The following is a 25,215-nucleotide window of genomic DNA, read 5'->3' on the forward strand; positions in this document are numbered from 1 at the left end:
GACGGGGGCTAGGCCAACGGGATGCGGACGGTGGCCACCGTAGGGCCGCCGGGCGGGCTGTCGCAGGTCAGTGTGCCGTCCACGGTACGGACCCGGGCCAGCAGTCCGGTGAGCCCGCTGCCCGCGCCGACCACCGCGCCGCCGCGCCCGTCGTCCCGTACGACGAGCCGCAGCTCGCTGCCGTCCGTCACCTCCGCCTCGACCTCGACCCGCGTGGCGCCGCTGTGCTTGGCCGCGTTGGCGAGCAGTTCGGCGGCGCAGAAGTAGACGATGGACTCGACGGCCGGGGACGGGCGGTGGCGGGACGCGCCGGCCGTGAGGGTGACGGGCAGGGCGCTGTCGGCGGCGAGGGTGGCGAGCGCCGCGTCCAGGCCCTGGTCCAGGACGGGCGGGTGGATGCCGCGTACCAGGTGGCGCAGGTCGGCGACGGCCTGCTTCGCGTTGCCCTGGGCGGTCTCCACCACGGCCAGCAGCTGGTCCCGGTCCGTGCCCGCGGTGATCATTTCGCGGATCATGGTGAGGTGCATGCCGAGCCCGACGAGCCGGGCCTGCGTCCCGTCGTGCAGGTCGCGTTCGATGCGGCGGAGCGTCGCGGCGGCGTCCTCGACGGCTTGTGCGCGGGTCTCCTCCAGGGTGCGGATGCGCTGCGCCGACGGGTCGGCGCCGAGCAGGGAGCGCAGCAGGAGGCGGTGCGGGGCCTGGGCCTGGCGCAGCAGCCAGGGCGCGGCGAGCAGCAGGACGGCTCCGGCGGCGACGACCGGCAGCCAGCGCGGCCAGGAGTCGAACTGCACCCCGTTCACCTGGAGGGAGACATGGTGCTCGCTGCCGTCCGGGCCGCGTTCGGTGAAGTGGTTCAGGTGCTTGAGGACGGGGTGGGCGAGGAAGAGCGCCCCGTACACGTACGTGACCAGGACGACCAGGAGCGGGGCGACGGCCGTGAACGGTGCGAGCAGCGCGCAGCCGGCCGCGCGCCAGCCCGCGCGGTCGCCGAGGACCGCCCGGCGCCAACCGAGCGCTCCGCCACCGCCGCGCCGCGCGGGCGCTTCGATGTCCAGCCCCAGCAGTCCGCGCGCCATGCCGCGTTGCGCGCTGCCGAGGGCCGTCGCTCCGCGTACGGTCAGCGCCATCAGCCACGGCCCCAGGGCAGTCCACGAAAGGACCGTGCCGACCAGCAGCCCCACGACGACGAGCACCATGCCGAGCAGCGCGAACGGCAGCCCGACCACGGCGTGCAGCACCGCGGCCAGGCTCCGGGGAGTGAAAGGCGTGGCCAGACGACGGCGTAGGCGGTGTGCGGACACGGGTACGGGCATGGTCTTCAACCTACGGCCAGTCCCCTCACATCCCGCCCGCCCCCGCGCTGAGGGCAGCGTTCCCCACGGGAAACAGCGCGGATGCGGTCGGGTAACAGCCGGACCGCACGCTGGCGGACATGACCTCGCAACAGCGTGTGGTGGTGATCGGAGGCGGCATGGCCGCCGCCCGGCTCGCGCAGCGCCTCGGCCCGGCCGCCGCCGACGGCGGCCCGGTGCTCACCGTCCTCGGTGAGGAGCCGCACCGGCCGTACAACCGTGTCCTGCTCGCCGAGGTGCTGGCCGGCCGGTACGCGCGGGAGGTCATCGCCCTGCCGGCCCCGCACGACGGAGTGCGATGGCTGGCCGGGGTGCGGGCGGTACGGATCGACCGGGCGGGCCGCACGGTGCTGTGCGACGACGGGCAGGCCGTACCGTACGACCGGCTCGTCCTCGCGACCGGCTCCAACCCGGTGCTCCCGCCGCTCCGCGGTCTCTTCCCGCCCGGCCACGAGGACCTTCCCGACGGCGTCCACCCCTTCCGCACGCTCGACGACTGCGCCGCGCTCGGCGCGGCCGCCGCCCGGCCGGGCGCGCGTGCCGTGGTGATCGGCGGCGGGCTGCTCGGCGTCTCGGCGGCCCGCGCGCTGGCCGAGCGCGGTGTATCGGTGCTGCTCGCGCAGCAGGGCGAGCACCTGATGGAACGGCAGTTGGACGCCGGGGCCGCGGCCCTGCTGCGCGCCCACCTCGAAACGCTGGGCGTGGAGGTGCATACGGAGTGCCGGGTGCGCGGGCTGCGCGTCGAAGACGGCGCCGTACGCGGGGTGGAACTCGCGGACGGCTACGCGCCGGCCGCCGACCTGGTCGTCCTGGCCTGCGGAGTGCGGCCGCGCGTCGGCCTGGCGCGCGCCGCCGGGCTGCCGGTCGACCGGGGCGTCGTCGTCGACGACCGGCTGCGTACGGCCGACCCCCGCATCCACGCGATCGGCGACTGCGCGCAGCACGACGGCCTGGTGTACGGCCTGGCCGGCCCCGCCCTCGAACAGGCCGACCTGCTGGCGCGGATCCTCAGGGCGGAGGCCGCCCGCTACCGCGGCACCCGCGCCCTCACCCGCCTCACCCTCACCGGACCCGGGCCCGGGACGGCGCCCGCCGCCTCCGCCCCCCTCGACCTGGCCGCCTTCGGCACCCCTTCCCCCCGCCCCGGCGACGACGTCGTCCACCTGTCCGACGCCACCCGCAACGCCTACCGCAAGGTCATCGTCCGCGGCGACCGCCTCGTCGGCGGCATCCTCCTCGGCGACCTGGGGGCCGTCGGCACCCTCGCCCGCACCTGGGAGTCCGGCGAACCGCTGTCCGAGGCGCCCCTGCTGCATCTGCTCACCACCGACCACAGCGGCGGTCCCGGCACCGCCCCCACCGCCGACGGAGGCTCCTGACCATGGCTGCTACCGCCGTTCCCACCCTCGTGCTCATCGGCCACGGCATGGTCGGCCAACGGTTCCTCGAAGCCCTCGCCGACCGCGGCGTGACCGGGCGCACCCGGGTGGTCGTCCTGTGCGAGGAGCCCCGGGCCGCCTACGACCGGGTCCAGCTCACCTCGTACTTCGCCGGCCGCGCCCCGGAGGACCTGGCCCTGGCCGACGCGGAGTTCACGGCCCGGCACGGCATCGAACTGCACCTGGGCGACCCGGCCACCGCCATCGACCGCGCGGCGCGCACCGTCACCTCGCGTTCCGGCCTGACGATCGCGTACGACACGCTCGTCCTGGCCACCGGCTCGTACCCTTTCGTGCCGCCGGTCCCCGGCAAGGACAGCACCGGCTGCTTCGTCTACCGGACCATCGAGGACCTGCTCGCCATCGAGGAGTACGCCAAGAACTGCCGCACCGGCACCGTCGTCGGCGGCGGCCTGCTCGGCCTGGAGGCGGCCGGCGCGCTCAACGGACTCGGGCTGCGGACCCACATCGTCGAGTTCCAGCCGCGGCTGATGGCGGTCCAGGTCGACGAGGGCGGCGGCAGCGCGCTGCGCCGGACCGTCGAGGAGATGGGCCTGAGCGTCCACACCGGCGTCGGCGGCAAGGAGATCGTCGCGGACGAGGGCGGCGCGGTGCGGGCCATGGAGCTGTCGGACGGCTCGTCCGTCGAGACGGACCTGGTGATCTTCTCGGCCGGGGTGCGCCCCCGCGACCAGCTCGCCCGCGACTGCGGCCTGGCGGTCGGCGAGCGCGGCGGCATCGGCGTCGACGAACGGTGCCGTACCAGCGACCCGGCCGTGTACGCGATCGGCGAGTGCGCGCTGGCCGCGGACGGCAGGGTGTACGGCCTGGTGGCGCCCGGCTACGAGATGGCGGAGACGGCGGCGGCCGCCATCGCCGGCGACCGGGACGGGCCCGCCTTCACCGGCGCCGACACCTCCACCAAGCTCAAGCTCCTCGGCGTGGACGTGGCCTCCTTCGGTGACGCGCACGGCACCACTCCCGGCTGCCTCGACGTCGTCTACGCCGACTCCCGCTCCGGCGTCTACAAGAAACTGGTCGTCGGCGCGGACGGCGAGCTGCTCGGCGGCGTGCTGGTCGGCGACGCCGAGTCCTACGGCCTGCTGCGCCCGCTCACCGGCTCCGTGCCGCCCGTCACCCCGGAGCAGCTCGTGCTGCCCGCCGGTTCCGGCGCACCGGCCGCCCTCGGCCCCGCCGCCCTCCCCGACGACGCGGTGATCTGCAACTGCCACAACGTCACCAAGGGCACCATCCGCTCCGCGGTCTCCGAGCACTCCTGCACCACCGTGCCCGAGGTGAAGAAGTGCACCAAGGCGGGCACCGGCTGCGGCAGCTGCGTCAAGGCGCTGACCACGCTGGTCAACGACGAACTCGCGGCCGGCGGCGTGGTCGTCGACAAGGGGCTGTGCGGCTGCTTCCCGCACACCCGCGCCGAGCTGTACGAGATCGTCCGCACCCGCCGCCTCACCTCGTACGCCGAGCTGCTGGACGCGCACGGCCGGGACGAGGCGCGCGGCGGCGACGGCTGCGAGACCTGCAAGCCGGCCGTGGGCTCCATCATCGCCTCCCTCGCCCCCACCGTCGGCGCCGACGGCCACGTCCTGGACGGCGAGCAGTCCGCCCTCCAGGACACCAACGACCACTTCCTCGCCAACCTCCAGCGCAACGGCTCCTACTCGGTCGTCCCGCGCATCCCCGGCGGCGAGATCACCCCGGAGAAACTGATCGTCATCGGCGAGGTGGCCCGCGACTTCGGCCTCTACACGAAGATCACCGGCGGGCAGCGCATCGACCTGTTCGGCGCCCGCGTCGACCAGCTCCCGCGCATCTGGGCCCGCCTGGTCGACGCCGGCTTCGAGTCGGGCCACGCGTACGGCAAGGCCCTGCGCACCGTGAAGTCCTGCGTCGGCCGGACCTGGTGCCGCTACGGCGTCCAGGACTCCGTCCGCATGGCCATCGACCTCGAACTCCGCTACCGGGGCCTGCGCTCACCACACAAGCTCAAGTCGGCCGTGTCCGGCTGCGCGCGCGAGTGCGCCGAGGCCCGCGGCAAGGACTTCGGCGTCATCGCCACCTCCAACGGCTGGAATCTGTACGTCGGCGGCAACGGCGGCGCCGACCCGCGCCACGCCGACCTGCTCGCCCAGGACCTCTCGGACGCCGAACTGGTCCGGCTCATCGACCGCTTCCTGATGTTCTACATCCGCACCGCCGACCGCCTGGAGCGCACCTCCGCCTGGCTGGAGCGCATCGAGGGCGGCCTCGACCACGTACGCGACGTCGTCGTGCACGACTCCCTCGGCCTCTGCGACGAACTGGAGTCCCTGATGGCCGCGCACGTGTCCGCCTACCGCGACGAATGGGCCGACACCCTCGCCGACCCGGAGCGCCTCGCCCGCTTCGTCTCCTTCGTCAACGCGCCGGACGCCCCCGACCCGGCCGTCCGCTTCGTCCCCGAGCGCGACCAGATCAAGCCGGACCTGGACCTGCTGGCGGGTCCGACACTCCCCGTACGCACCGCCGGTACCTCTCGCACCGCCGCCGACGCCCGCACCCTGGAAGGAACCGCCGCCCGATGAGCCCCACGACACTCGCCGTAGAACTCCCCGAGACCACCGTGGAACGCCCCGAGGGACAGCCGAAGGACGGCCACTGGTTCCCGGTGTGCGACCGCTCCGCCCTCGTCCCCGGCCGGGGCGTCGCCGCCCTCCTCCCGGACGGCGGGCAGGTGGCGCTGTTCCTGGACCGCGCGGGACGCCCGTACGCCATCGGCAACCGCGACCCGTTCACCGGCGCGTACGTCCTCTCCCGCGGCCTGACCGGCTCGGCCGGCGGCCGCCCGTTCGTCGCCTCCCCCCTCCTCAAACAGCGCTTCGACCTGGAGACCGGCACCTGCCTGGACGACCCTGCCGTGTCGGTGCCCGTCTACCGGGTCCGGGAGGTCACCGGCGAACACCGCGGCTAGGGCGCTTCCGGTGGGTCTCCGCGGCACCGCCCGTCTTCCCGGCGCCCCTGGCCCCGTACGGCCTGGGCGTACGCTGGTGCTCCCGACGCACCGACGAAGGAGCGCAGCAGGCGTGACCCGTTGGAACACGAGCCACATCCCCGACCAGACGGGCCGCTCGGCGGTCGTCACCGGCGCCAACAGCGGCATCGGCTACATCACCGCCCGCGAACTCGCCCGGCGCGGCGCCCGCACCGTGCTGGCCTGCCGCAACGAGGCACGCGGCCACGCGGCGCTCGCCCGGCTGCGCTCCGAAGTACCGGCCGCCGAAGCCGAGTTCCGGCGGCTCGACCTGGCCGACCTGAAGTCCGTAAGCGCCTTCGCGGCCGGCCTCGACGACTTCGACGGCGACCGCCTCGACCTGCTCGTCAACAACGCCGGCGTCATGGCGCTGCCGCAGCGCCGCACCGCCGACGGCTTCGAGATGCAGTTCGGCACCAACCACCTCGGCCACTTCGCGCTCACCGGCCTCCTCCTGCCCAAGCTGCTCGGCACCCCGGGAGCGCGCGTCGTCACCGTCTCCAGCGGCTTCCACGCGCTCGGCAACGTCAAGCTGGACGACCTCAACAGCGAGCGCGGCTACCACCGGTGGATCGCCTACGGCCGTTCCAAGAGCGCCAACCTGCTCTTCGTCCACGAGCTGTCCCGCCGTCTGGCACAGGCCGGATCGCGGGTACTGGCCGTCGCCGCGCACCCCGGCTACGCCGACACCAACCTCCAGACCGCCGGCGTACGGATGGAGGGCCGTACGCGCGCCGAACGTGTCGTGTCCCTGGCCAACCGCCTCATCGGCCAGCCCGCCGAATCCGGCGCCCTGCCCACCCTGTGCGCCGCCACCGCACCGCACATGAAGCCGGACGCGTTCCTCGGCCCCCGCAACGGCCTGCGCGGCGCGACCGCGCCGTCCTTCCGCGCCCCGTGGACGACCGACGACGAGACCTCGGAACGGCTGTGGACGGCGTCGGAGGAGCTGACGGGGGTGCGGTACGACTTCGGTGGCGGGGCGAGGAGTTGACGGAAGGGATGCGCGCGTAGCGGAGTAAAGCCATGCGGCGGCGGCCGCCGGTCACTCCAAGCCCGACGCCTCGAAGATCTGCCGGGCGCCGTCCCGGTCGACGTGCTCGCCGAGCGCCCGCAGCACCTCGCCGCCCGAGCGCAGCAGACCGCGCTCCCGGGACAGCCGGGCGCCGGTGTCGAGCAGGTGCCACAGGGCCGGGTTGGCGGTGAGGACCTTGGGGTCCAGTTCGACGCGGCCGCCCGTGATGTCGCGGAGCACCAGCCGGGGCGCCACCCCGTCGCTGCGGAGCACGAGCACCAGCAGGTCGGTACGGACCCGGCGCTCGCGCAGCAGTCCGCGTACGGCCAGCCACCCCGCCCCCGCCGTCACCCGTGCCGGGAAGAGCGCCGCGAGGAGCACCACCGCGAGGGACGTCCAGCAGGCGGCGCGCAGCGGGTCGAGGGTGTCGTTGGCGAGGTCGACGACGAGCATGAGGACGAGCACACCGGCCGAACAGCAGGCCGCCGCGCGCAGTTCGGGCGCCCACCGGCGGTCCCGGTACGCCGCCGGGCCGTGCACCGGGGGTGGAAGGGCGTACCCCTCCCGCGTATGCCGTCCATCGCGTGCCCCACCGCCTCCCTGTCCGCCCCCGCCCGCGCCGTCTTCGCCGCCCTCTCCGTAGGCCGTCGACCCGGCCCCGGTACCCCATCGCCGTCCCATGGCCGCGACGATAGGGCGGCGAGCGCCGGGTCGTCGCGCCGTTGACGCGGCGCTGACGAGGCCCCGGGAAACCTTGACACACCACTGACAAGCCCGGGCGTCCGCCCGCGTGGACCGCCCAAGGCCCGCAACCCCTTGTCCCGGGGTCGCCCGGTGCTCCGGCCACCCGTCCGCGTCGGCGCGTCCCCGCAGGGCATCAAGAAGTCGTGAAGATGCCCGGATCATCCGCCAAGGCCACGCCAAGAGCCGGCGTGCCCGTACGAAACGGCACTCACGCTGGGCCAGGGCGTGTCTTTTGGATCAGCCCGGATCAGCCCGCGCCGTCTGGTGGAGGGGGCACCTCCCGTGCCCGTCCAGGGCTACGGGGGAGCATCGCAAGGCGGAGCATTGCCCTCGGACTGGGTGTCCGTGGGTGATGCGACAACGCCGCGTGGGGGTACCTCCCAGCGGTAGCTGGGGGAGTGCCGTGCCAGACGGCGCGGGCCCGGGGTGATCCAAAAGACACGCCCTGGCCCCGTCACCGGGGTTCTCTACCCACAGCGCACGGAGGTACGGCGAACGATGTCGATGGCGTGGAAACTCACGGGCCGGACCCCGGCCCGGGCCACGGACCCGGACGCGGGCCGGAAGGCGCAGGGCACCGGGACCGGGGGCGAGGGCGGGCGCACCGGGACCGGGGACGGGCAGGGCGACCCGCCGACCGCACTGCCTTCCGGGCCCGAGCCGGACGCCCGGCACCGCCTGACCGCCGTACAGGGCCTCGCCGCCCTCTCCCTCGACGCGATGGCGTCCGTCGCGTACGGGCCCGAGGCCATCGTCCTGGTCCTGGCCGCCGCGGGCGCCCGCGGGCTCGGCTTCACCCTGCCGGTCACCCTCGGCATCGCGGCGCTGCTCGCGGTCCTGGTGGCCTCGTACCGCCAGGTGATCGCGGCGTTCCCGAACGGCGGCGGCTCGTACGCCGTCGCCAAGGCCCATCTCGGGCGCCGTACCGCCCTGGTCGCCGCGGCGTCCCTGATCCTCGACTACGTCCTGAACGTCGCCGTGTCCGTGACGGCCGGCGTCGCCGCGCTCACCTCCGCCTTCCCCGCCCTGTACGGCGAGCGGCTGTGGCTGTGCCTGGCGGTGCTCGTCCTGGTGACCGGCGTGAACCTGCGCGGCATCGTCGACTCGGCGAAGGCGTTCCTGCTGCCCACCGCCGTCTTCGTGGGCTCGATCCTCGCCCTCGTGGCGGTCGGCCTGTTCAGGGACGCGCCCGTCTCCACGGCGTCCGCCGCCGGCCATGCCTCCGTACTGTCCGACAACGCGACCTCCGTGGGCGCGCTCCTCCTCCTGAAGGCGTTCGCCTCCGGGTGTTCGGCCCTGACCGGCGTCGAGGCGGTCGCCAACGCCGTACCGTCCTTCCGCGCCCCCGCGGCCAAGCGCGCGCAGCGCACCGAAGTCGCCCTGGGCGTCCTGCTCGGCGTCATGCTGATCGGCCTTTCGGTCCTGATCGGCCGCTTCCACCTCCAGCCGGTGGAGGGCGTCACCGTCCTCGCCCAGCTCGCGGACGCCGCCCTCGGTCACAACTGGGCTTTCTACCTCGTGCAGTTCGCCACGGTGGCGCTGCTCGCCCTGGCCGCCAACACCTCCTTCGGCGGGCTGCCCGTCCTGATGGGCCTGCTGGCCCGCGACAACTACCTGCCGCACGTCTTCGGCCTCAAGGCCGACCGGCAGGTGCACCGGCACGGCGTACTGGCGCTGGCCGCCGTCGCCGCCGTCCTCCTCGTCTTCTCCGGCGGCGACGTGAACACCCTCGTCCCGCTCTTCGCCATCGGCGTCTTCGTAGGCTTCACCGTCTGCCAGGTGGGCATGGTCCGGCACTGGCGGCAGGAACGATCCGCCGGTTGGCGCGGCAAGGCCGCCCTCAACGGCTTCGGCGCGCTGCTGACCGGCGTCTCGGCCCTCGTCGTCACGGCGACGAAGTTCACCGAGGGCGCCTGGCTCATCGTCATCGCCCTGCCCGCCCTCGTCCTCGCCTTCGAAGCGGTCCACCGGGCGTACGGCCGGATCGCGGACCACCTGGCCCTGGGCCGCATCCCAGAGCCCCCGCACCGCGACCGCTCCCTCGTCGTCGTCCCCGTCTCCCACCTCTCCAAGCTCACCTGCGAGGCACTGAACGCCGCGGTCTCCCTCGGCGACGAGGTGGTGGCGGTCACCGTCACCTACGCCTCCCCGGAGGACCGCCGCGCCTCGGAGTCCCTGCGCCGCGACTGGGAGCTGTGGAACCCCGGCGTGGAACTCCTCGAACTGCCCTCCGCGACCCGCACCGTCGGCCGCCCCGTCGCCGCGTACGTACGCGACCTCGGCGCGCGACAGCCCGGCACCCGGGTCACGGTCCTCATCCCCGAGGTGGAACCGGCCCACCTGTGGCAGCGCCTCCTCCAAAACCAGCGCGGCGCGGTCGTCGCCCACGCGGTCCGGCGCACCACGGACGCGACGATCTGCCGGTTGCGGTTCCGGTTGTCGGCGTAAACGTCGCGCATGACGCCGAGGAATTTGACCTGCCTTTGATGCACGCCCCCACCACACCGGCGTTATCGGAACATGACCGGACAACCTCTCGGTTGATCCACTCCACCCCAAAACGATTTTGACTGGGCGTTTAAGCGACTTTGTGACCGGCGCCATATGAGATGCCCTTTTCGCCAACAAGGGTGACTGGGCCCCCGGCCACGGGGGTGGAAGTGATTGAAAGGTGTAAATGTTTATGCGTATCGGCCTGCGCTCGGTCCTGGCCGCCACTGTGGTTACCGCGGCACTCGCGTCCTCCACAGCCGGCGCCGCCATGGCCGCCGCCCCGGCTTCGCCGACGGCAAGGCGGTCGGCGGCATAACGCGGCTCGACATCAAGGACAAGGCCGGGCACATTCACAAGGTCACCTGGACCTTGAAAGGTGACCGGCTCACGCAGAAGGTCGCCGACGTGAAGGGTCCCACGGTCGAAGGCGTTCTGGTCCGGCCGACAACTCCGGGCCAGGCGACCACACGCAAGGACTGGACCTGCCTTCAGGATGGCACTGGTGCCGTCATGGGCGGACTCGGGGTCGCCGCCAGTGTCGCAGGGGGCCTGGAAACCGGTGGGGCTTCACTGGCAGCCACCCGACAGTAATCACCCCTCGGTAGCTACGCCGGCACGCCCGTCGGCATACCGGCCGAGCCATGCCGGCGTAGCTCCGGGGCGCGCCCCACCCTTACTCCCTTATTCCCTACTTCCCGGAACCAGGGGGCTGGAGGTCCTTGTCCGTGGGGTCCTCCCGCTCGGGTTGCTCGGGCGGCCGTACGAAGTCGTGCGAGCCGTTGTCCGAGGACTGGCCTCCGAAGTGCGGCAGCGGCCGGTCGCAGCCGGGCCCCGGCCGGTTGCCCATCGGCATCAGTGCCAGGTCGGAGCCGAGGAACGGCACGATGGAGTAGCCGCCGTTGCACATCGGCAGCACGTAGAACCGCTGCGCCTCCAGCTCCTTGCTGTTCGGGGACTTGGGGTCCTGCGGGTCCGTGAACCGCATGCCGTCCCGGAGGTTGTCGGGATTGACCGCCAGCCGCTTGCCCTCCCGCTTGTTCTCGAAGCTGTACACCGTGTTGTTCTTGTAGTAGCCCACCAGGTGGACCACCCACAGGTGCCGCTTGTTGTCGATGTTCTCGACGGGGTCGGTCTCGATCTGGAGGTCACCGTTGTGGGTGAGGTACCCACCGGAGACCCGGTGGATGATCATCAGCTCGCGCTGGTGCTTCACGGACGCGACAAAGGTGTCCAGGGTGTTCGGGTACATACAGCTCCTTCCTCTCTTTCCGGCTCCCCCCACACCTGGCATGCCCGTCCCTCCGGCACCGACGCCCGCATATGCCCCCGGCCAGAAGCACTCACTGTGTACGCGCGTAGACACCGCTGATATGAACAGCGCCCGCCGCACTCCGGCTCTCACGGGCGTACGCCCCGGTCGCCCGAACCCGCCCGCACGCCCGGCCGGTTCACGGCCTTGCCGCCGCTCTCGCCGGATGCGACAACGGCCCCATGCCGACCTCACCGACACACACCCCGGCCCCCGCCGCGCCGCCCTACCAGGGCCTCCCCCTACGCCGCCCCACCCGGCCGCCGGTCCTCCTCCCCACCGCCCCGGAGAGCGCGGAACTGTACGGCCCGGTCTTCGGCCGTACCGACGTGACACCCCTCGACCACGACCTCACCCGCCACCACACCGGCGCCCCCGTAGGCGAACGCATCACCCTGACCGGCCGCGTTCTCGACAGCCGCGGACACCCCGTCCGCCACCAGCTCGTCGAACTCTGGCAGGCCAACGCCGCCGGCCGCTACGCCCACCAGGGCGACCGGCACGACGCCCCGCTCGACCCCAACTTCACGGGCACCGGTCGCACGCTCACCGACGCCGACGGCCGCTACACCTTCACCACGATCAAGCCGGGCGCGTACCCACTCGGCACCCCCGACAACGCCTGGCGCGCCGCCCACGTGCACTTCTCCCTCTTCGGCAGCGCCTTCACGCAACGCCTGGTCACCCAGATGTACTTCGAGGGCGACCCCCTCCTGGCCCACGACTCGGTCCTCCACGCGGCCCCCGGCGAAGCCGCCCGCCGCCTGATCGCCACCTTCGACCCGGCCCTCTCCAGCACCGCCAAAACCCTCACGTACCGCTGGAACATCGTCCTCGGCGGCCTGTCCCCCACCGTCACTCCTGCCTGACCTCCACCTCACACCACACCGTCTTACCGACTCCCCGCTCCCGCACCCCCCACCGCGCCGCCAACCCCCGCACAATCACCAGCCCTCGCCCGCCCAAGTCCTCCTCGTCTGCGTCACGTTCGGCCGGCAACGCCTCCCCCCGCACATCCGACACCGCGACCCGAACCACCCGCCCGGTAGCCACCAGATGCACCCGGAACAACCGCCCCTTGACCCGCCCGTGCACCAACGCGTTCGTGGCCAGCTCGGACACCAACACCCCGACGTCCCCGGCGATCTCCTCGTGCCCCCACTCCCCCACCAGCCGTACCGCCCGCCGCCGAGCCAGCGCCACGGCCTTGGGGAAGGGGGTGTAGTCGAGCAGGTCCTCGTGAAGGACGACTTCTGCGGGGTCATGCGGAGCGATCATCTACGGACACCTCCGATTACGAGCGACGCGCACCCTGCGCCAACGAATGCCGCCGCGCGAGCAGTTCGTTCGTTACGGACGGTAGGGGCGGGGCCGCGTCGGCCACAATGCAGCCGTGCAAATTTCACCCGTGCGGGTTGCGGCGACCCGTAACTGCACGCGAACGGCCACCATGGGCAAAGGTGGACGACATGGAACGCAGCCAGACACCGCAGGGCAACCGCATGTCGACCGTGCTGGGCCGTCGCCTCGGCGGCGAACTCGCCAAGCACCGCCTCGACGCCGGCCTGACACAGGGACAGGCAGCCAAGGTCATCAGCGCCTCGACCGGCAAGGTCGCCAGAATGGAGAGCGGCTGGGTCCCCATGCGCGACCCGGATGTGCGCGTCTTGTGCGAGCTGTACGGGGTCACCGATCCGGTAGCGGTAGGCGGGCTGCTCGAACTGGCGCGCGTGGACCGTGAACGGCGTAAGGCGAAGGGATGGTGGAACGACTTCCCCGATCTGGGTGACATGCGCGAGTACATCACCCTGGAGAACGCCGCGACCACTATTCGAACGTGGCAAATCGCCTTCATCCCCGGGCTTCTTCAGACGCCGGCGTACGTGCGTGCATTGGTCTTCGGAAACTCTTCACGAAGCCACACCGACGGCGGGCAGCAGGTCGTCGCGACACGCCTGGCGCGCCAGCAACGCCTGCACGATCACGCGCCGCTGTCTCTACGGGTCGTCATCCACGAGGCCGCTCTCCGCCACCTCGTCGGCGGCAGCGACGTGATGCGCGCCCAGCTCAAGCACTTGGCCGAGGCCGCTCAGCAGAGCAACATCGAAGTTCGGGTGTTGCCCTTCACTGCGGGAGAGCATGCGGGCATGGGCGGCACGTTCAACATCATCTCGTTTGCCGAACCGGGTGCCATGGATGTTGTTTACACCGAGACGGCGATGGGGCAGTTGTGGGTCGAAGGCGGCGATGGAGCCGCCCAGCACGACAGGTTGTTCAGACGCCTTGCGGAGAGCGCACTCTCCCCCGCCGACTCAAACGCATTCATCAACGCTCTACACAAGGAGATGTGAACGGTGACACCAGAATGGCGCAAGTCCAGCTACAGCAGCGCCGACCGCGAGTGCGTCGAGGTAGCCACCAACCACCCCCACACCATCGCCATACGCGACTCCAAGAACCCCACCGGGCCCATACTCCGCCTCTCGCCCGACGCGTGGGTCAGCTTTCAAACTGCCGTCGCGGGGGGCCGCTTCGGGCTGCCGGGTGGGGGCATATAGGGCGCGCCTGCACAGCGGGCTGTCCGAGGGACGCGGTGGGGCCGCCCGTACCGAAATCATGCACGTGGGGTCTGACAATCGGCCTGGGGCGGGAACACCAAGACCATCCACGGCGCTCACCCCTACGGGCGCCCTCACCGGCCGGTTTCGTGAAGGTGCAATGCGTTCTTCACGCCGGTGCGGCAAAGTAGGCGCCCGTGGCGGGCGGTGATCGACGATCACCGGAGCCGCACGGCAGCCGTACGACGACCACGCGCGACGCGCGACGGGCTACGCAGGGGGCGATCGGCATGACACGCGGCAGCGACAGAGGCAGAGTCAGAGGCGCCGAGGTCGGCAGGCGGCGGGTGCTCGGCGCCGCCGGTGGCGTGGCGCTCACCGCCGTACTGGCGGCCTGTGGTTCCAATACCGGCCGCAGCGGGAAAGGTTCGGGGCCGGCACTGAGCCAGTGGTACCACCAGTACGGGGAGCCGGGCGCCGAGCAGGCCGTGAAGCGGTACGCCGCCGCGTACGACAAGGCGCGGGTGAGCGTGCAGTGGCGGCCCGGCGACTACGACCGGCAGACGGCCGCCGCGCTGCTGACGGATTCGGGACCTGACGTCTTCGAGGTCAACGGTCCGAAGCTGGAGCAGTTGAAGGGCGGCCAGGTCGTCGATCTGACCGCGGAGATCGAGTCCGTCAAGGACGACTTCAACCAGGCGGTGCTCAAGCCGAAGATCTGGCGGGACAAGGTCTGGGCGGTGCCGCAGGCCATAGACACGCAGTTGCTCTACTACAGGAAGAGCATGCTGAAGCAGGCGGGTGTGGAACCGCCGCGCACCGTGGACGCGTTGGTGGACGCGGCCAAGGAGCTGACCGCCCGGCTCCGTGGCGACAAGGTCAAGGGGCTGTTCCTGGGGAACGACGGCGGGGCCGCCGTGCTGGGCGGTACGCCGCTGTTCGCCGCGGGGCTGAGCCTGATCACCGAGGACGGGAAGGCCGGGTTCGACGACCCGGCCGCCGCCCGCGTGTTCGCGAAGATCCGGCAGCTGTACGCCGACGAATCGTTGCTGCTGGGGGCGCCGACGGACTGGTCCGATCCGGCGGCCTTCGTGCAGGGGCTGACCGCCATGCAGTGGTCGGGGCTGTGGGCGCTGCCGCAGGTCGAGAAGGCCCTGGGGGACGACTTCGGGGTGCTGCCGTTCCCGAAGGACGGGGCCGGCGGGCCGGCCGTGCCGGTGGGCGCATACGGCGCGGCGGTCAGCGCCCGCAGCGAGCACCGGGACGCGGCCAAGGCGTATGTGAAGTGGCTGTGGGTGGACGGGGCCGACAAGCAGGAGGACTTCGCGCTCTCGTACGGCTTCCACATCCCGGCCCGTACCTCGCTCGCCAAGAAGGCGAAGCAGCTCCAGGAGGGCTCGGCGGCCGACGCGGTCTCGTACGCCACCCGGTACGGCCACGCCGAGCCGCTGCTCTGGACGACGCCGAGCAGCACCGCCTATCAGGACGCGCTGAACCGCGTCATCAAGGGCGGCGCGAACCCGGAGAGCGAGCTGAAGGCCGTGGTGCGCAAGGTCGAGGCCGAGTTGCGGCGGGCCGGTAAGTGACCGCCGGGCGGACGGGGGCGGGTACGGGGGCGGGGACGAGTGCAGGTACGAGTGCGGGTACGGGTACCGGCGCGCGGTCTGGCGGGCTGCTCGGGCGGCTTCGGGGGCCGCAGAACCGGAACCTGTGGTTCTGGGCCTTCGTGGGCCCGTTCGCCGCCGGTCTGGCCCTGTTCACGTACGTGCCGCTGGCCTGGAGCGCCTACCTCAGCTTCTTCGACGCGCACAACACGGTCACCCCGACGGACTTCGTCGGGCTGGACAACTACGCGGCGATGCTGGGCGACCGTGCCTTCCTGAGCAGCCTGGGCACCTTCGCGCTGTTCACGGCGTTCATCGTGCCGGCCACGTACGTCCTCTCGCTCGCCCTGGCGCTCATGGTCAACCGGCTGCGGTTCGCCCAGGCGTTCTTCCGCTCGGTCTTCTTCCTGCCGACGGCCTGCTCGTACGTGGTCGCCGCCCTGGTCTGGAAGTTGTCGATCTTCAACGGGGTGCGGTTCGGGCTCGCCAACACCGTGCTGGGGTGGTTCGGCGCGGACCAGACCGCCTGGCTGTCCACGACCGACCCACCCTGGTACTGGCTGGTGATCGTGACCGTCCGGCTGTGGCTGCAGGCCGGTTTCTACATGATCCTGTTCCTGGCCGGACTGCAACGGATCTCGCCCCGCCTGTACGAGGCGGCCGCGGTGGACGGCGCGCGGCCCGGCTGGCAGACGCTGCGGTACATCACGCTGCCGCAGCTGCGCGCGACGTCGGTCGCCGTCGTACTGCTGCTGGTGATCAACGCGTTCCAGGCGTTCGACGAGTTCTACAACCTGATGTCCGACGCGCGCGGCTATCCGCCGTACGCGCGCCCGCCGCTGGTCTACCTCTACTACACCGCACTCGGACAGGAGCAGAACCTCGGCCTGGGCAGCGCGGGCGCGGTGATCCTGGCGCTGATCATCGCCGTGGCGACCGTCGTGCAGGCCCGCTGGTTCGGCCTCGGGCGGAGGGAGGACTGACCGATGCCGACGACTCCGCCTACAGGACGCGCACGCTCCGGTGCCCGGCAGGACGCCCGCGTACGGGCCGGGCGCGCGCTGCGTGCGGTGCTCCTCGCCGTCCTCGCCGTGCTGTTCCTCATCCCGTTCTACCTGCTCGTACGCAACGGGCTGGCCACCGAACAGGACATCACCGCACCCGACTGGACGTTCTTCCCGCGCGACGTCCAGTGGTCGAATCTCGCCGAGGTGTTCGACGATCCGAACCTGCCGCTGGCGCGGGCGCTGCTGAACTCCACGCTGATCGCGGTCGCGACGACGGTGGGCACGGTGCTGCTGGCGTCGCTGGCCGGGTACGGGCTGGCCCGCATCCCGTACCGCCACGCGAACGCCGTCTTCTACGCCGTCCTCGGCACGCTGATGGTCCCGGCGGCCGTCACGTTCGTGCCCAGTTTCGTGCTCGTCTCGTCGCTCGGCTGGATCTCCACCCTGCGCGGGCTGATCGTCCCGACGCTGTTCAGCGCCTTCGCCTGCTTCATATTCCGCCAGTACTTCCTGGGGTTCCCGCGGGAGCTGGAGGACGCGGCGCGGGTGGACGGGCTCGGGTACTGGCGTACGTACTGGCGGGTCGTGGTGCCCAACTCGCGGCCCGTCTTCGCCGCCGTCGGCACCATCGTGTTCATCGGCGCGTGGAACGCGTTCCTGTGGCCGCTGGTCATCGGCCAGGACAAGGAATCCTGGACGGTGCAGGTGGCTCTCTCCACCTTCACCACGGCGCAGAACCTCAACCTGCACGAGCTGTTCATGGCCGCGGCGATCTCGATCGCGCCGCTGGTGGTGGTGTTCGTGCTGTTGCAGCGGTACATCGTGGCGGGGGTGGAGCGGTCGGGAATCGACGACTGAGCGCGCGGGACGCCGTACACCTTGGCGTGCGGGGAACGGCGGTGGGCCTGCCGGAGCGCGGCGGCGGTCTCCGGTGCCGGCCGCGCGCGGAAAGTCGGTGGCGGTACGCCGGGGACGTATGGGGATACTCGGCCATGAGCGATGCGGAAACGCCGGTCCCGGAGCCGGCTCTCACGGTCGGCGAGCACGACCCCAAGCTGGACAAGCGCCTGGAGGACGAGCTCGACGCCTTCAACGCCGCCGCCACGGACGGCGCCGAGCACGCCGAGTTCTCGGTGCGGGTGACGGACGAGGACGGCGAGCTGGTCGGCGGCCTGAGCGCCTGGACCTGGGGCGGGCTCTGCGGGATCCACCTGCTGTGGGTCCGGGAGGACCGCCGCGCGGAGGGCTGGGGCGCGAAGCTGCTGCGGGCCGCCGAGGAGGAGGCGGTACGGCGTGGCTGCGACCGCTCCACGGTGTCCTCGTACACCTTCCAGGCGCCGGGTTTCTATCAGCGCCAGGGGTACACCGAGGTGGGGCGCGTGCCGGGCATGCCGGGTGGCCACGCGGACGTGTACCTGTTCAAGAAGCTGGGCTGAGGCGGGCCGGCGCCCGTTCCCCGTACACCGGACATGAGGTACGGTGCGAGCCATGACCACGTACTCGATCTTCCGTGAGACGGAGCCGCCGCACCACGGCCCCCACGGCGAGTGCGCTCCCCGCGGCATGACGTTCCTGCGCCGCCGCGGCCGGGTGGGATCTCCCCCGGCCGCTTTCCGCTGCTGTCGGTGACTCCCGGGCTCCGGGCCCTCCCGAGAAGCAGCGACCGCCCACCGCGGGCAGCTCCGCACCCCGAAAGGCGGCACTCTGCGCGCTCTGCGTCCGCATCCACGCTGGCGTCCCTGCCGTACTCCTCGTTCCTGCCGTACTCCTCGTTCCGCGCCCCGTCAGGAGGACACGTTGCCGGCCGCAGCCGACTCCCTCACCCCCGTCCCCGCTCCCTCCGCCCCCGCGCTCCGCGACCACCGCATTCCCGCCGACGGCCTGTACGAGGGCCACCGCGTCCTGCGCCGCACCCCCGAGGGCTGGGAGGACCGCCCGTACGAGCGCTTCGCGGTCGTCCCGCAAGCGGCCACCATCGGCGCGGAGATCCGCGGCCTCGACCTGTCCCGCCCCCTGGCCCCCGCGCTGCGCGAGGAGTTGAACCGCGCGCTCCTGGAGTGGAAGGTGCTCTTCTTCAGAGGCCAGCACCTGACCTCCGCCGCGCAGCGCGCCTTCGCCCGCAACTGGGGCGAGCTGGAGACCAACCCGCTGCTGGCGACGGGCGACGCCGAGGACGTGGCCCGGTTCGACCGCAGCGCCGTGTCCACCTTCGAGAACGTCTGGCACACGGACGTCACCTTCCGCGAACGCCCGGCGCTGGGCGCGGTGTTGCAGCTGCGTGAGGTGCCGGCGTTCGGCGGCGACACCATGTGGGCCGACATGGCGGCCGCGTACGACAACCTGCCGCAGGACGTACGGGACCGTATCGACGGGGCCACCGCCGTCCACGACTTCCTGCCGGGCTTCGCCCGTTTCTACTCCGCCGAACGGCTGGCGCCGTTCCAGGACCGGTTTCCGCCGGTGGAGCACCCGGTGGTGCGCCGGCACCCGGAGACCGGCCGCCGGATGCTGTTCGTCAACACCTCGTTCACCACGCACATCGTGGGCATGGAGCGGGCGGAGAGCGACCGGCTGCTGCGGTTCCTGTTCCAGCAGGCGCACGTGCCGGAGTATCAGGTGCGGTACCGCTGGCAGGCGGGCGACGTCGCCTTCTGGGACAACCGCGCCACCCAGCACTACGCGGTCAACGACTACGGCGCGCAGCGCCGGGTGGCCGAGCGGGTGGCCGTCAGGGGCGACCGGCCGTACTGACCGAGGGCGCCACCGGTCGAGGAACATCGCCGGTCGAGGAGCGCCGTCGGAACGTTCCTGCACGCCTCCGGCCGCCGCCCCTAAGCATCCACCTCCCGGGCCTCCAGCCCACGGATCTCCAGCCCCCGCGTATCCACTCCCCGGACGTCCACCTCAGGCCCGCCCCGCAGCAACGCCGCCCCCAGCGGCGTCAACGTGTGCAGGACCGCGCTGCCGTGACGCAGCGTCAGCAGCAGGCCGGCGTCCCGCAGCACCGTCGCATGCTGGCTGGCCGAGGCCAGCGAGACGTCGACGCGCCGCGCCAGCTCGCTCGTCGTGCAGCCGCCGCCCACACCGTGCAGGATCGCCGAGCGGGTACGCCCGACGAGCTTGCCCAGGGAGTGGGCGGGCGGCACCGGCGGCGCGGGGCGGGGCGCCGGGTGGTCGACGGGATAGACGAGCACCGGCGTGAGGTCCGGGTTGTAGAGAGTGACGGGGGCCCGGCGGCAGAAGTAGGACGGCAGCAGGAGCAGCCCCCTGCCGTTCAGGAAGAAGTCCCGGTCCACCGGGTAGTCCACTTCCAGGACGGGCGGCAGCCAGCGCATGGCCGGCGGGAGCGAGGCGAGCAGTTGGTCGGCCCCGCCGTCCACCAGCGCGCGGCCGCGGGCGGCGCGGTCCGCTTCTATGCGGGCCTGGAGGCGCGGCCAGTACGGGGCGACCGCGTTCTCGTAATAGCTCCGCAGCGCCCCGGTGAGCCGCCCGAGCGCGGCGGAATCGCCCTCGCTCAGCTCCCGTAACCACGAGGGCAACGGCCGGGTGGCCGGCAGCCTGGAAAGTTCGGCGTGCAGTCGCGCGGGCGGGGTTGCGCGGAGCGCTTCGAGTCCTTCGTCGATGCCGAGCAGCCCCTCCGGCGGCGTCAGGAAATCCGGAAAATAGCCTCGCGTCGGAACGAGCGGCGCCAACAGCCGTGTTTCACCGTTCAACCGGCAACGCGCTTCGGAGCGCCATTTACCGAAGGCCGGCCCCGGCCGCCGGTCGCGCAGTCGGTGAAAACTTAAAACGGTCTCCCACAGCACGTCAGGCCGCGCGGCTATGCGCACCCGGGCCAGATCCGGTCCACTGAAATGGACGCGTAGCACCGAACCCCCACCATGCTCCCTAGTCGACCCCCGGCCATCTGAGTATGCACGCAGACACAGCCTGTCACCACGTTCTTTTGGCCAGAGTTGAAAGGGGTCGCGCCAACACCGCGATCCCGGAAAGCTGTTACTCAATTCGACGGCAGTGCGAATGGAACGGATTGCTCGATCCCGTGGGGGGTGACGAGGCAAAAACCGACCGCTCAGCATTTGCCGTGGAAGGCCGTCAACCAGGCCGACATGGCTGACGGCAGCTCCCGAGGGGGGAGTCCGGAGAAAAGCGAGGGCGGCACCTCCGCACAGGTGCCGCCCTCGTTGGGTTCCGGAGCCGGCGTCAGGGTGAGGGTTGGATGGTCTGACGCCAACTCCGGTTGGTGCGTGGGACGTTGCCGCGTCAGCGGCTGTCGCTGCCCAGGGACTCCGCCGCGGCGCGGCCCGCTTCCAGGCGGGCCACCGGGATGCGGAACGGGGAGCAGGAGACGTAGTCCAGGCCCACCTCGTGGAAGAAGTGCACCGACTCCGGGTCGCCGCCGTGCTCACCGCAGACGCCCAGCTTCAGGTCGGGGCGGGTGGCCCGGCCGGCCTCGGCGGCGCTGCGGACCAGTGAGCCGACGCCGTCCTTGTCGATGGTCTCGAACGGGCTGACGCCGAAGATGCCCTTCTCCAGGTAGGCGGTGAAGAAGCTGGCCTCGACGTCGTCGCGGCTGAAGCCCCAGACCGTCTGGGTCAGGTCGTTGGTGCCGAAGGAGAAGAAGTCGGCGGACTCGGCGATCTGGCCGGCGGTCAGCGCGGCGCGGGGCAGCTCGATCATGGTGCCGAGGGTGAGCTTGAGGTCCACGCCGTGGGCCTTCTCGACCTCGGCGATGACCTGCTCGGCCTCCTCGCGGACGATCTCCAGCTCCTGGACGGTGCCGACCAGCGGGATCATGATCTCGGCGCGCGGGTCGCCCTTGGCGGCGTTCTTGCGCTCGGCCGCCGCCTCGGCGATGGCCCGTACCTGCATGGCGAACAGGCCGGGGATGACCAGGCCGAGGCGGACGCCGCGCAGGCCCAGCATCGGGTTCTGCTCGTGCAGCTTGTGCACGGCCTGGAGCAGGCGCAGGTCGTTCTCGTTGGCGTCCTTGCGGGACTCGGCGAGGGCGACGCGTACGGACAGTTCGGTGATGTCGGGCAGGAACTCGTGCAGCGGCGGGTCCAGGAGGCGGACCGTCACCGGCAGGCCGTCCATGGCCTCGAACAGCTCGACGAAGTCGGCCTTCTGGAGGGGCAGCAGGCCCCCGAGGGCGGCCTCGCGGTCGGCGTCGGTGTCGGCGAGGATCAGGCGCTCGACCATCTCGCGGCGCTCGCCGAGGAACATGTGCTCGGTGCGGCACAGGCCGATGCCCTGGGCGCCGAAGCGCCGGGCGCGGGCGGCGTCCTCGGCGTTGTCGGCGTTGGCCCGTACCCGCAGCCGGCGGACCCGGTCCGCGTACGCCATGATCCGGTGCACGGCCTTGACCAGCTCGTCGGCGTCGTCGGCGCCGGCGTGCATCCGGCCCTCGAAGTACTCCACGACCGGGGACGGCACGACCGGCACCTCACCGAGGTACACCTTGCCGGAGGAGCCGTCGATGGAGACGACGTCGCCCTCCTCGACCACGATGCCGCCGGGCGCGGTCATGCACCGGCGCTTGGTGTCGACCTCCAGTTCCTCGGCGCCGCAGACACAGGTCTTGCCCATGCCGCGGGCGACGACGGCGGCGTGCGAGGTCTTGCCGCCGCGCGAGGTCAGGATGCCCTCGGCGGCGATCATGCCGTTGAGGTCGTCGGGGTTGGTCTCGCGGCGGATGAGGATGACCTTCTCGCCGGAGCGGGACCACTTGACCGCGGTGTAGGAGTCGAAGACGGCCTTGCCGACGGCGGCGCCGGGCGAGGCGGCGATGGCCCGGCCGATCTGCTGCGTCTTCGCGTTCTCGTCGAAGCGCGGGAACATCAGCTGGGCGAGCTGCGCGCCGTTGACCCGCTGGAGCGCCTCGGCCTCGTCGATCAGGCCCTGGTCGACGAGCTGGGTGGCGATGCGGAAGGCGGCGCCGGCGGTGCGCTTGCCGACACGGGTCTGCAGCATCCACAGCTTGCCGCGCTCGATGGTGAACTCGATGTCGCACAGGTCCTTGTAGTGCGTTTCGAGCGTTTCCATGATCTGCATCAGCTCGTCGTAGGACGGCTTGTCGATGCCTTCGAGGTCGGCGAGCGGCACGGTGTTGCGGATGCCGGCGACGACGTCCTCGCCCTGCGCGTTCTGCAGGTAGTCGCCGTAGACGCCCTGCTGGCCGCTGGCGGGGTCGCGGGTGAAGGCGACGCCGGTGCCGGAGTCCGGGCCGAGGTTGCCGAAGACCATGGAGCAGACGTTGACGGCGGTGCCGAGGTCGCCGGGGATGCGCTCCTGGCGGCGGTAGAGCTTGGCGCGGTCGGTGTTCCACGAGTCGAAGACCGCGCGGACGGCGAGGTCCATCTGCTCGCGGGGCTCCTGCGGGAAGTCCCGGCCGGTCTCCTTGGCGACGATGTCCTTGAACTGCCCGACCAGGTTCTCCAGGTCGGCCGCGTCCAGGTCGACGTCGACGCGTACGCCCTTGGCCCTCTTGGCCTCCTCCAGCGCCTCCTCGAAGAGGTCGCCGTCCACGCCGAGCACGGTCTTGCCGAACATCTGGATGAGCCGGCGGTAGGAGTCCCACGCGAAGCGCTCGTCGCCGGCCTGGGCCGCGAGGCCGGAAACCGACGCGTCGGACAGGCCGATGTTCAACACGGTGTCCATCATGCCGGGCATCGAGAACTTTGCCCCGGAACGCACCGAAACGAGAAGGGGGTTGTCGGCCTGGCCGAGCTTCTTGCCCATGGTCGCTTCGAGCGCTTCGAGGTGCTCGGTGACCTCGGCACGCAGTGCCGCGGGCTCTTGGCCGCTGTCGAGGTAGACCTTGCAGGCCTCGGTGGTGATGGTGAACCCCGGCGGAACGGGAAGCCCCAGGTTGGTCATCTCGGCGAGGTTGGCACCCTTGCCGCCGAGAAGGTCCTTGAGGTCCTTGTTGCCCTCGGTGAAGTCGTAGACGAACTTCGAAGGCTCGGACGGGGTTACGTGGGGATCTTGTGTTTCCGGCACGAGACTGTCTCCTCGCTGGGGGTCCCCCCTGCGAAGCCGGGGGAGGGCTGCCCTGACGGCGAGGAACATACCCAGATCGAAGGTGTCTGGGTACGTCCACTCGGTCGACATACGCCCGTAACCCGTCGTCCGCCAGCAGATCGAAAGTCGTGGCGGCCGGAGCAAGGCGTTCAAGTCTTGAAGCCAGGGTTGCTCAGGGCGAGGGAACGGGCGGTGACCGGTCACCCACCGCGAACTTCGCTTGATCATGCGAACGCGAGGCTGGTGGCACCCAGTGCCACCGTTTGGAAGGTGCACTCCCCCGTCAACTGCTCATCTGAGCGCACCCCCTATCAAGGGTGGCGAGAATCACGCCCCCTCGCACGCCCCGGTCCCGCCATACGGACCCGGTTCCGAACCCGGAACCGGACCCGGCGAGCGCCTCAGCCGCCCGAAGTGTCCAGTTCCGCGTCGGCCGTGACGCCCGTACGGTCGTACGGATCGTCCAGCCAGCCGTCGGGCAGAACCACCCGGTTCCGGCCAGATGTGCGGCCGCGCGGTCCGTCCGCGCCCGCGGGCCACGGCTGGTCCAGGTCCAGCTCGCTCATCAGAGCGTCCAGTTCGTCCAGCGACGAGGCGATTGCCAGCTTCTTCCGCGCCTCGGAGCCGATCGCGAAGCCCTTCGTGTACCAGGCGACGTGCTTGCGGAAGTCGATGACGCCGCGCGCCTCGTCCCCCAGCCACTCCCCCAGCAGCGTGGCGTGCCGCAGCATCACGGCAGCGACCTCCTTGAAGGTCGGCTCGGCGTACGTACCGGTGCCCTCGAACGCCGCCACCAGATCGCCGAACAGCCACGGCCGCCCCAGGCACCCGCGCCCCACGACGACGCCGTCACAGCCGGTCTCGCGCACCATCCGCAGCGCGTCCTCCGCCGACCAGATGTCCCCGTTGCCGAGCACCGGGATCTCCGGCACGGCCTCCTTCAGGCGCGCGATGGCCTCCCAGTCGGCGGTGCCGCCGTAGTGCTGGGCCGCGGTCCTGCCGTGCAGCGCGATGGCCGTGACGCCCTCCTCGACCGCGATCCGGCCCGCGTCGAGGTAGGTGATGTGGTCGTCGTCGATGCCCTTGCGCATCTTCATCGTCACCGGCAGATCACCCGCGTTGGCGACCGCCTCGCGCAGGATGGAGCGCAGCAGGTGCCGCTTGTACGGGAGGGCCGAGCCGCCGCCCTTGCGGGTCACCTTCGGCACCGGGCAGCCGAAGTTCAGGTCGATGTGGTCGGCCAGGTCCTCTTCGGCGATCATGCGGACGGCCTTGCCGACGGTGTCCGGATCGACGCCGTAGAGCTGGATGGAGCGCGGCTTCTCCGTCTCGTCGAAGTGGATCAGCTGCATGGTCTTCTCGTTGCGCTCGACCAGCGCCCGCGTCGTGATCATCTCGCTGACGAAGAGGCCCTTGCCGCCGGAGAACTCCCGGCACAGGGTCCGGAAGGGGGCGTTGGTGATCCCGGCCATCGGCGCGAGGACCACGGGCGGCTGCACCGCGTGCGGGCCGATCTGCAGCTGAGTCATGAGGAGCGGGTTTCCTTCGGGGTCGGCGGGTGGAGGGGGCGACCTCCCATTGTCGCGCACTCGCGCGACGGCCCCGCCAGAGCCGGATGCCCCCTGGTCGCGCACTCGGGCGGCCGC

The 25,215-nt window shown here is 71.5% G+C and carries 21 protein-coding genes; 14 read left to right on the forward strand and 7 right to left on the reverse strand.

What is annotated here, in order from left to right:
- Window positions 1-8: 8 nt before the first annotated feature.
- Window positions 9-1,313, reverse strand: a complete 1,305-nt coding sequence (locus tag ACH4K4_RS08470; protein WP_398165727.1) for a sensor domain-containing protein — start codon at window positions 1,311-1,313, stop codon at window positions 9-11.
- Window positions 1,314-1,432: 119 nt separating this feature from the next.
- Here ACH4K4_RS08470 and ACH4K4_RS08475 point away from each other — a divergent pair, with 119 nt between their 5' ends.
- The 4 genes from ACH4K4_RS08475 (at window position 1,433) to ACH4K4_RS08490 (ending at window position 6,810) form a co-directional block, all read left to right on the forward strand.
- Window positions 1,433-2,731 carry an NAD(P)/FAD-dependent oxidoreductase gene (locus ACH4K4_RS08475; RefSeq protein ID WP_398165729.1) on the forward strand — a complete coding sequence of 433 codons (1,299 nt, stop codon included), beginning with the start codon at window positions 1,433-1,435 and terminating at the stop codon, window positions 2,729-2,731.
- Between the two features lie 2 nt (window positions 2,732-2,733).
- A complete protein-coding gene (gene nirB, locus ACH4K4_RS08480) occupies window positions 2,734-5,370 on the forward strand; it encodes a nitrite reductase large subunit NirB (RefSeq protein WP_398165730.1) in 2,637 nt (878 codons plus the stop codon).
- Window positions 5,367-5,756, forward strand: a complete 390-nt coding sequence (nirD, locus tag ACH4K4_RS08485; protein WP_398165732.1) for a nitrite reductase small subunit NirD — start codon at window positions 5,367-5,369, stop codon at window positions 5,754-5,756. Before nirB ends, nirD begins: the two co-directional genes overlap by 4 nt.
- A 112-nt stretch (window positions 5,757-5,868) precedes the next feature.
- On the forward strand, window positions 5,869-6,810 hold the full coding sequence (locus tag ACH4K4_RS08490; protein ID WP_398165733.1) for an oxidoreductase: 942 nt from the start codon (window positions 5,869-5,871) through the stop codon (window positions 6,808-6,810).
- A 51-nt stretch (window positions 6,811-6,861) separates the two neighbouring features.
- Here the strand turns inward: ACH4K4_RS08490 and ACH4K4_RS08495 are convergent, their stop codons facing one another.
- Window positions 6,862-7,371, reverse strand: coding sequence for a hypothetical protein (locus tag ACH4K4_RS08495; RefSeq protein ID WP_398165735.1), 510 nt, complete (start codon window positions 7,369-7,371; stop codon window positions 6,862-6,864).
- 702 nt (window positions 7,372-8,073) lie between these two features.
- Between ACH4K4_RS08495 and ACH4K4_RS08500 the strand changes: the two genes are divergently transcribed.
- On the forward strand, window positions 8,074-10,023 hold the full coding sequence (locus tag ACH4K4_RS08500; RefSeq protein WP_398165737.1) for an APC family permease: 1,950 nt from the start codon (window positions 8,074-8,076) through the stop codon (window positions 10,021-10,023).
- Between the two features lie 216 nt (window positions 10,024-10,239).
- Window positions 10,240-10,659 (forward strand): hypothetical protein, encoded by a 420-nt coding sequence (locus tag ACH4K4_RS08505; RefSeq protein ID WP_398165738.1) that lies wholly within the window; start codon window positions 10,240-10,242, stop codon window positions 10,657-10,659.
- A gap of 97 nt (window positions 10,660-10,756) precedes the next feature.
- Here the strand turns inward: ACH4K4_RS08505 and ACH4K4_RS08510 are convergent, their stop codons facing one another.
- The gene (locus tag ACH4K4_RS08510; protein ID WP_398165739.1) at window positions 10,757-11,317 is read right to left on the reverse strand and encodes a hypothetical protein; all 561 of its coding nucleotides are present in this window, start codon (window positions 11,315-11,317) and stop codon (window positions 10,757-10,759) included.
- Window positions 11,318-11,559: 242 nt separating this feature from the next.
- Between ACH4K4_RS08510 and ACH4K4_RS08515 the strand changes: the two genes are divergently transcribed.
- The gene (locus ACH4K4_RS08515) at window positions 11,560-12,246 is read left to right on the forward strand and encodes a protocatechuate 3,4-dioxygenase subunit beta (RefSeq protein ID WP_398165741.1); all 687 of its coding nucleotides are present in this window, start codon (window positions 11,560-11,562) and stop codon (window positions 12,244-12,246) included.
- On the opposite strand, the gene ACH4K4_RS08520 is transcribed toward ACH4K4_RS08515, so the two are convergent.
- Window positions 12,233-12,655 (reverse strand): ATP-binding protein, encoded by a 423-nt coding sequence (locus ACH4K4_RS08520; protein WP_398165742.1) that lies wholly within the window; start codon window positions 12,653-12,655, stop codon window positions 12,233-12,235. The genes ACH4K4_RS08515 and ACH4K4_RS08520 overlap by 14 nt on opposite strands.
- 191 nt (window positions 12,656-12,846) lie before the next feature.
- Here ACH4K4_RS08520 and ACH4K4_RS08525 point away from each other — a divergent pair, with 191 nt between their 5' ends.
- The 7 genes from ACH4K4_RS08525 (at window position 12,847) to ACH4K4_RS08555 (ending at window position 19,297) form a co-directional block, all read left to right on the forward strand.
- Window positions 12,847-13,728: a helix-turn-helix domain-containing protein gene (locus tag ACH4K4_RS08525; RefSeq protein WP_398165744.1), complete on the forward strand. Its 882-nt coding sequence runs from the start codon at window positions 12,847-12,849 to the stop codon at window positions 13,726-13,728.
- A 3-nt stretch (window positions 13,729-13,731) separates the two neighbouring features.
- The gene (locus ACH4K4_RS08530; protein WP_398165745.1) at window positions 13,732-13,935 is read left to right on the forward strand and encodes a DUF397 domain-containing protein; all 204 of its coding nucleotides are present in this window, start codon (window positions 13,732-13,734) and stop codon (window positions 13,933-13,935) included.
- 290 nt (window positions 13,936-14,225) lie between these two features.
- Entirely contained in the window at window positions 14,226-15,521 is a 1,296-nt protein-coding gene (locus ACH4K4_RS08535) for an ABC transporter substrate-binding protein (protein ID WP_398165746.1), read from the forward strand.
- Between the two features lie 86 nt (window positions 15,522-15,607).
- Window positions 15,608-16,522, forward strand: a complete 915-nt coding sequence (locus ACH4K4_RS08540; RefSeq protein WP_398166296.1) for a carbohydrate ABC transporter permease — start codon at window positions 15,608-15,610, stop codon at window positions 16,520-16,522.
- 3 nt (window positions 16,523-16,525) lie between these two features.
- The gene (locus ACH4K4_RS08545; RefSeq protein WP_398165748.1) at window positions 16,526-17,404 is read left to right on the forward strand and encodes a carbohydrate ABC transporter permease; all 879 of its coding nucleotides are present in this window, start codon (window positions 16,526-16,528) and stop codon (window positions 17,402-17,404) included.
- Between the two features lie 134 nt (window positions 17,405-17,538).
- Window positions 17,539-17,982, forward strand: coding sequence for a GNAT family N-acetyltransferase (locus tag ACH4K4_RS08550; RefSeq protein ID WP_398165749.1), 444 nt, complete (start codon window positions 17,539-17,541; stop codon window positions 17,980-17,982).
- 361 nt (window positions 17,983-18,343) lie between these two features.
- Window positions 18,344-19,297, forward strand: a complete 954-nt coding sequence (locus ACH4K4_RS08555) for a TauD/TfdA dioxygenase family protein (protein ID WP_398165750.1) — start codon at window positions 18,344-18,346, stop codon at window positions 19,295-19,297.
- An 80-nt stretch (window positions 19,298-19,377) separates the two neighbouring features.
- Here ACH4K4_RS08555 and ACH4K4_RS08560 read toward each other — a convergent pair whose 3' ends face one another.
- The 3 genes from ACH4K4_RS08560 to dusB form a co-directional block, all read right to left on the reverse strand.
- Window positions 19,378-20,259: an ArsR/SmtB family transcription factor gene (locus ACH4K4_RS08560; protein WP_398165752.1), complete on the reverse strand. Its 882-nt coding sequence runs from the start codon at window positions 20,257-20,259 to the stop codon at window positions 19,378-19,380.
- Between the two features lie 550 nt (window positions 20,260-20,809).
- Complete coding sequence (ppdK, locus tag ACH4K4_RS08565) at window positions 20,810-23,548, reverse strand: pyruvate, phosphate dikinase (RefSeq protein WP_398165754.1); 2,739 nt, start codon at window positions 23,546-23,548, stop codon at window positions 20,810-20,812.
- A gap of 422 nt (window positions 23,549-23,970) precedes the next feature.
- Window positions 23,971-25,098: a tRNA dihydrouridine synthase DusB gene (dusB, locus tag ACH4K4_RS08570; RefSeq protein ID WP_398165755.1), complete on the reverse strand. Its 1,128-nt coding sequence runs from the start codon at window positions 25,096-25,098 to the stop codon at window positions 23,971-23,973.
- Window positions 25,099-25,215: the final 117 nt, after the last annotated feature.

The organism is Streptomyces sp. NPDC017529, assembly GCF_044329785.1.
Lineage (GTDB): Bacteria > Actinomycetota > Actinomycetes > Streptomycetales > Streptomycetaceae > Streptomyces.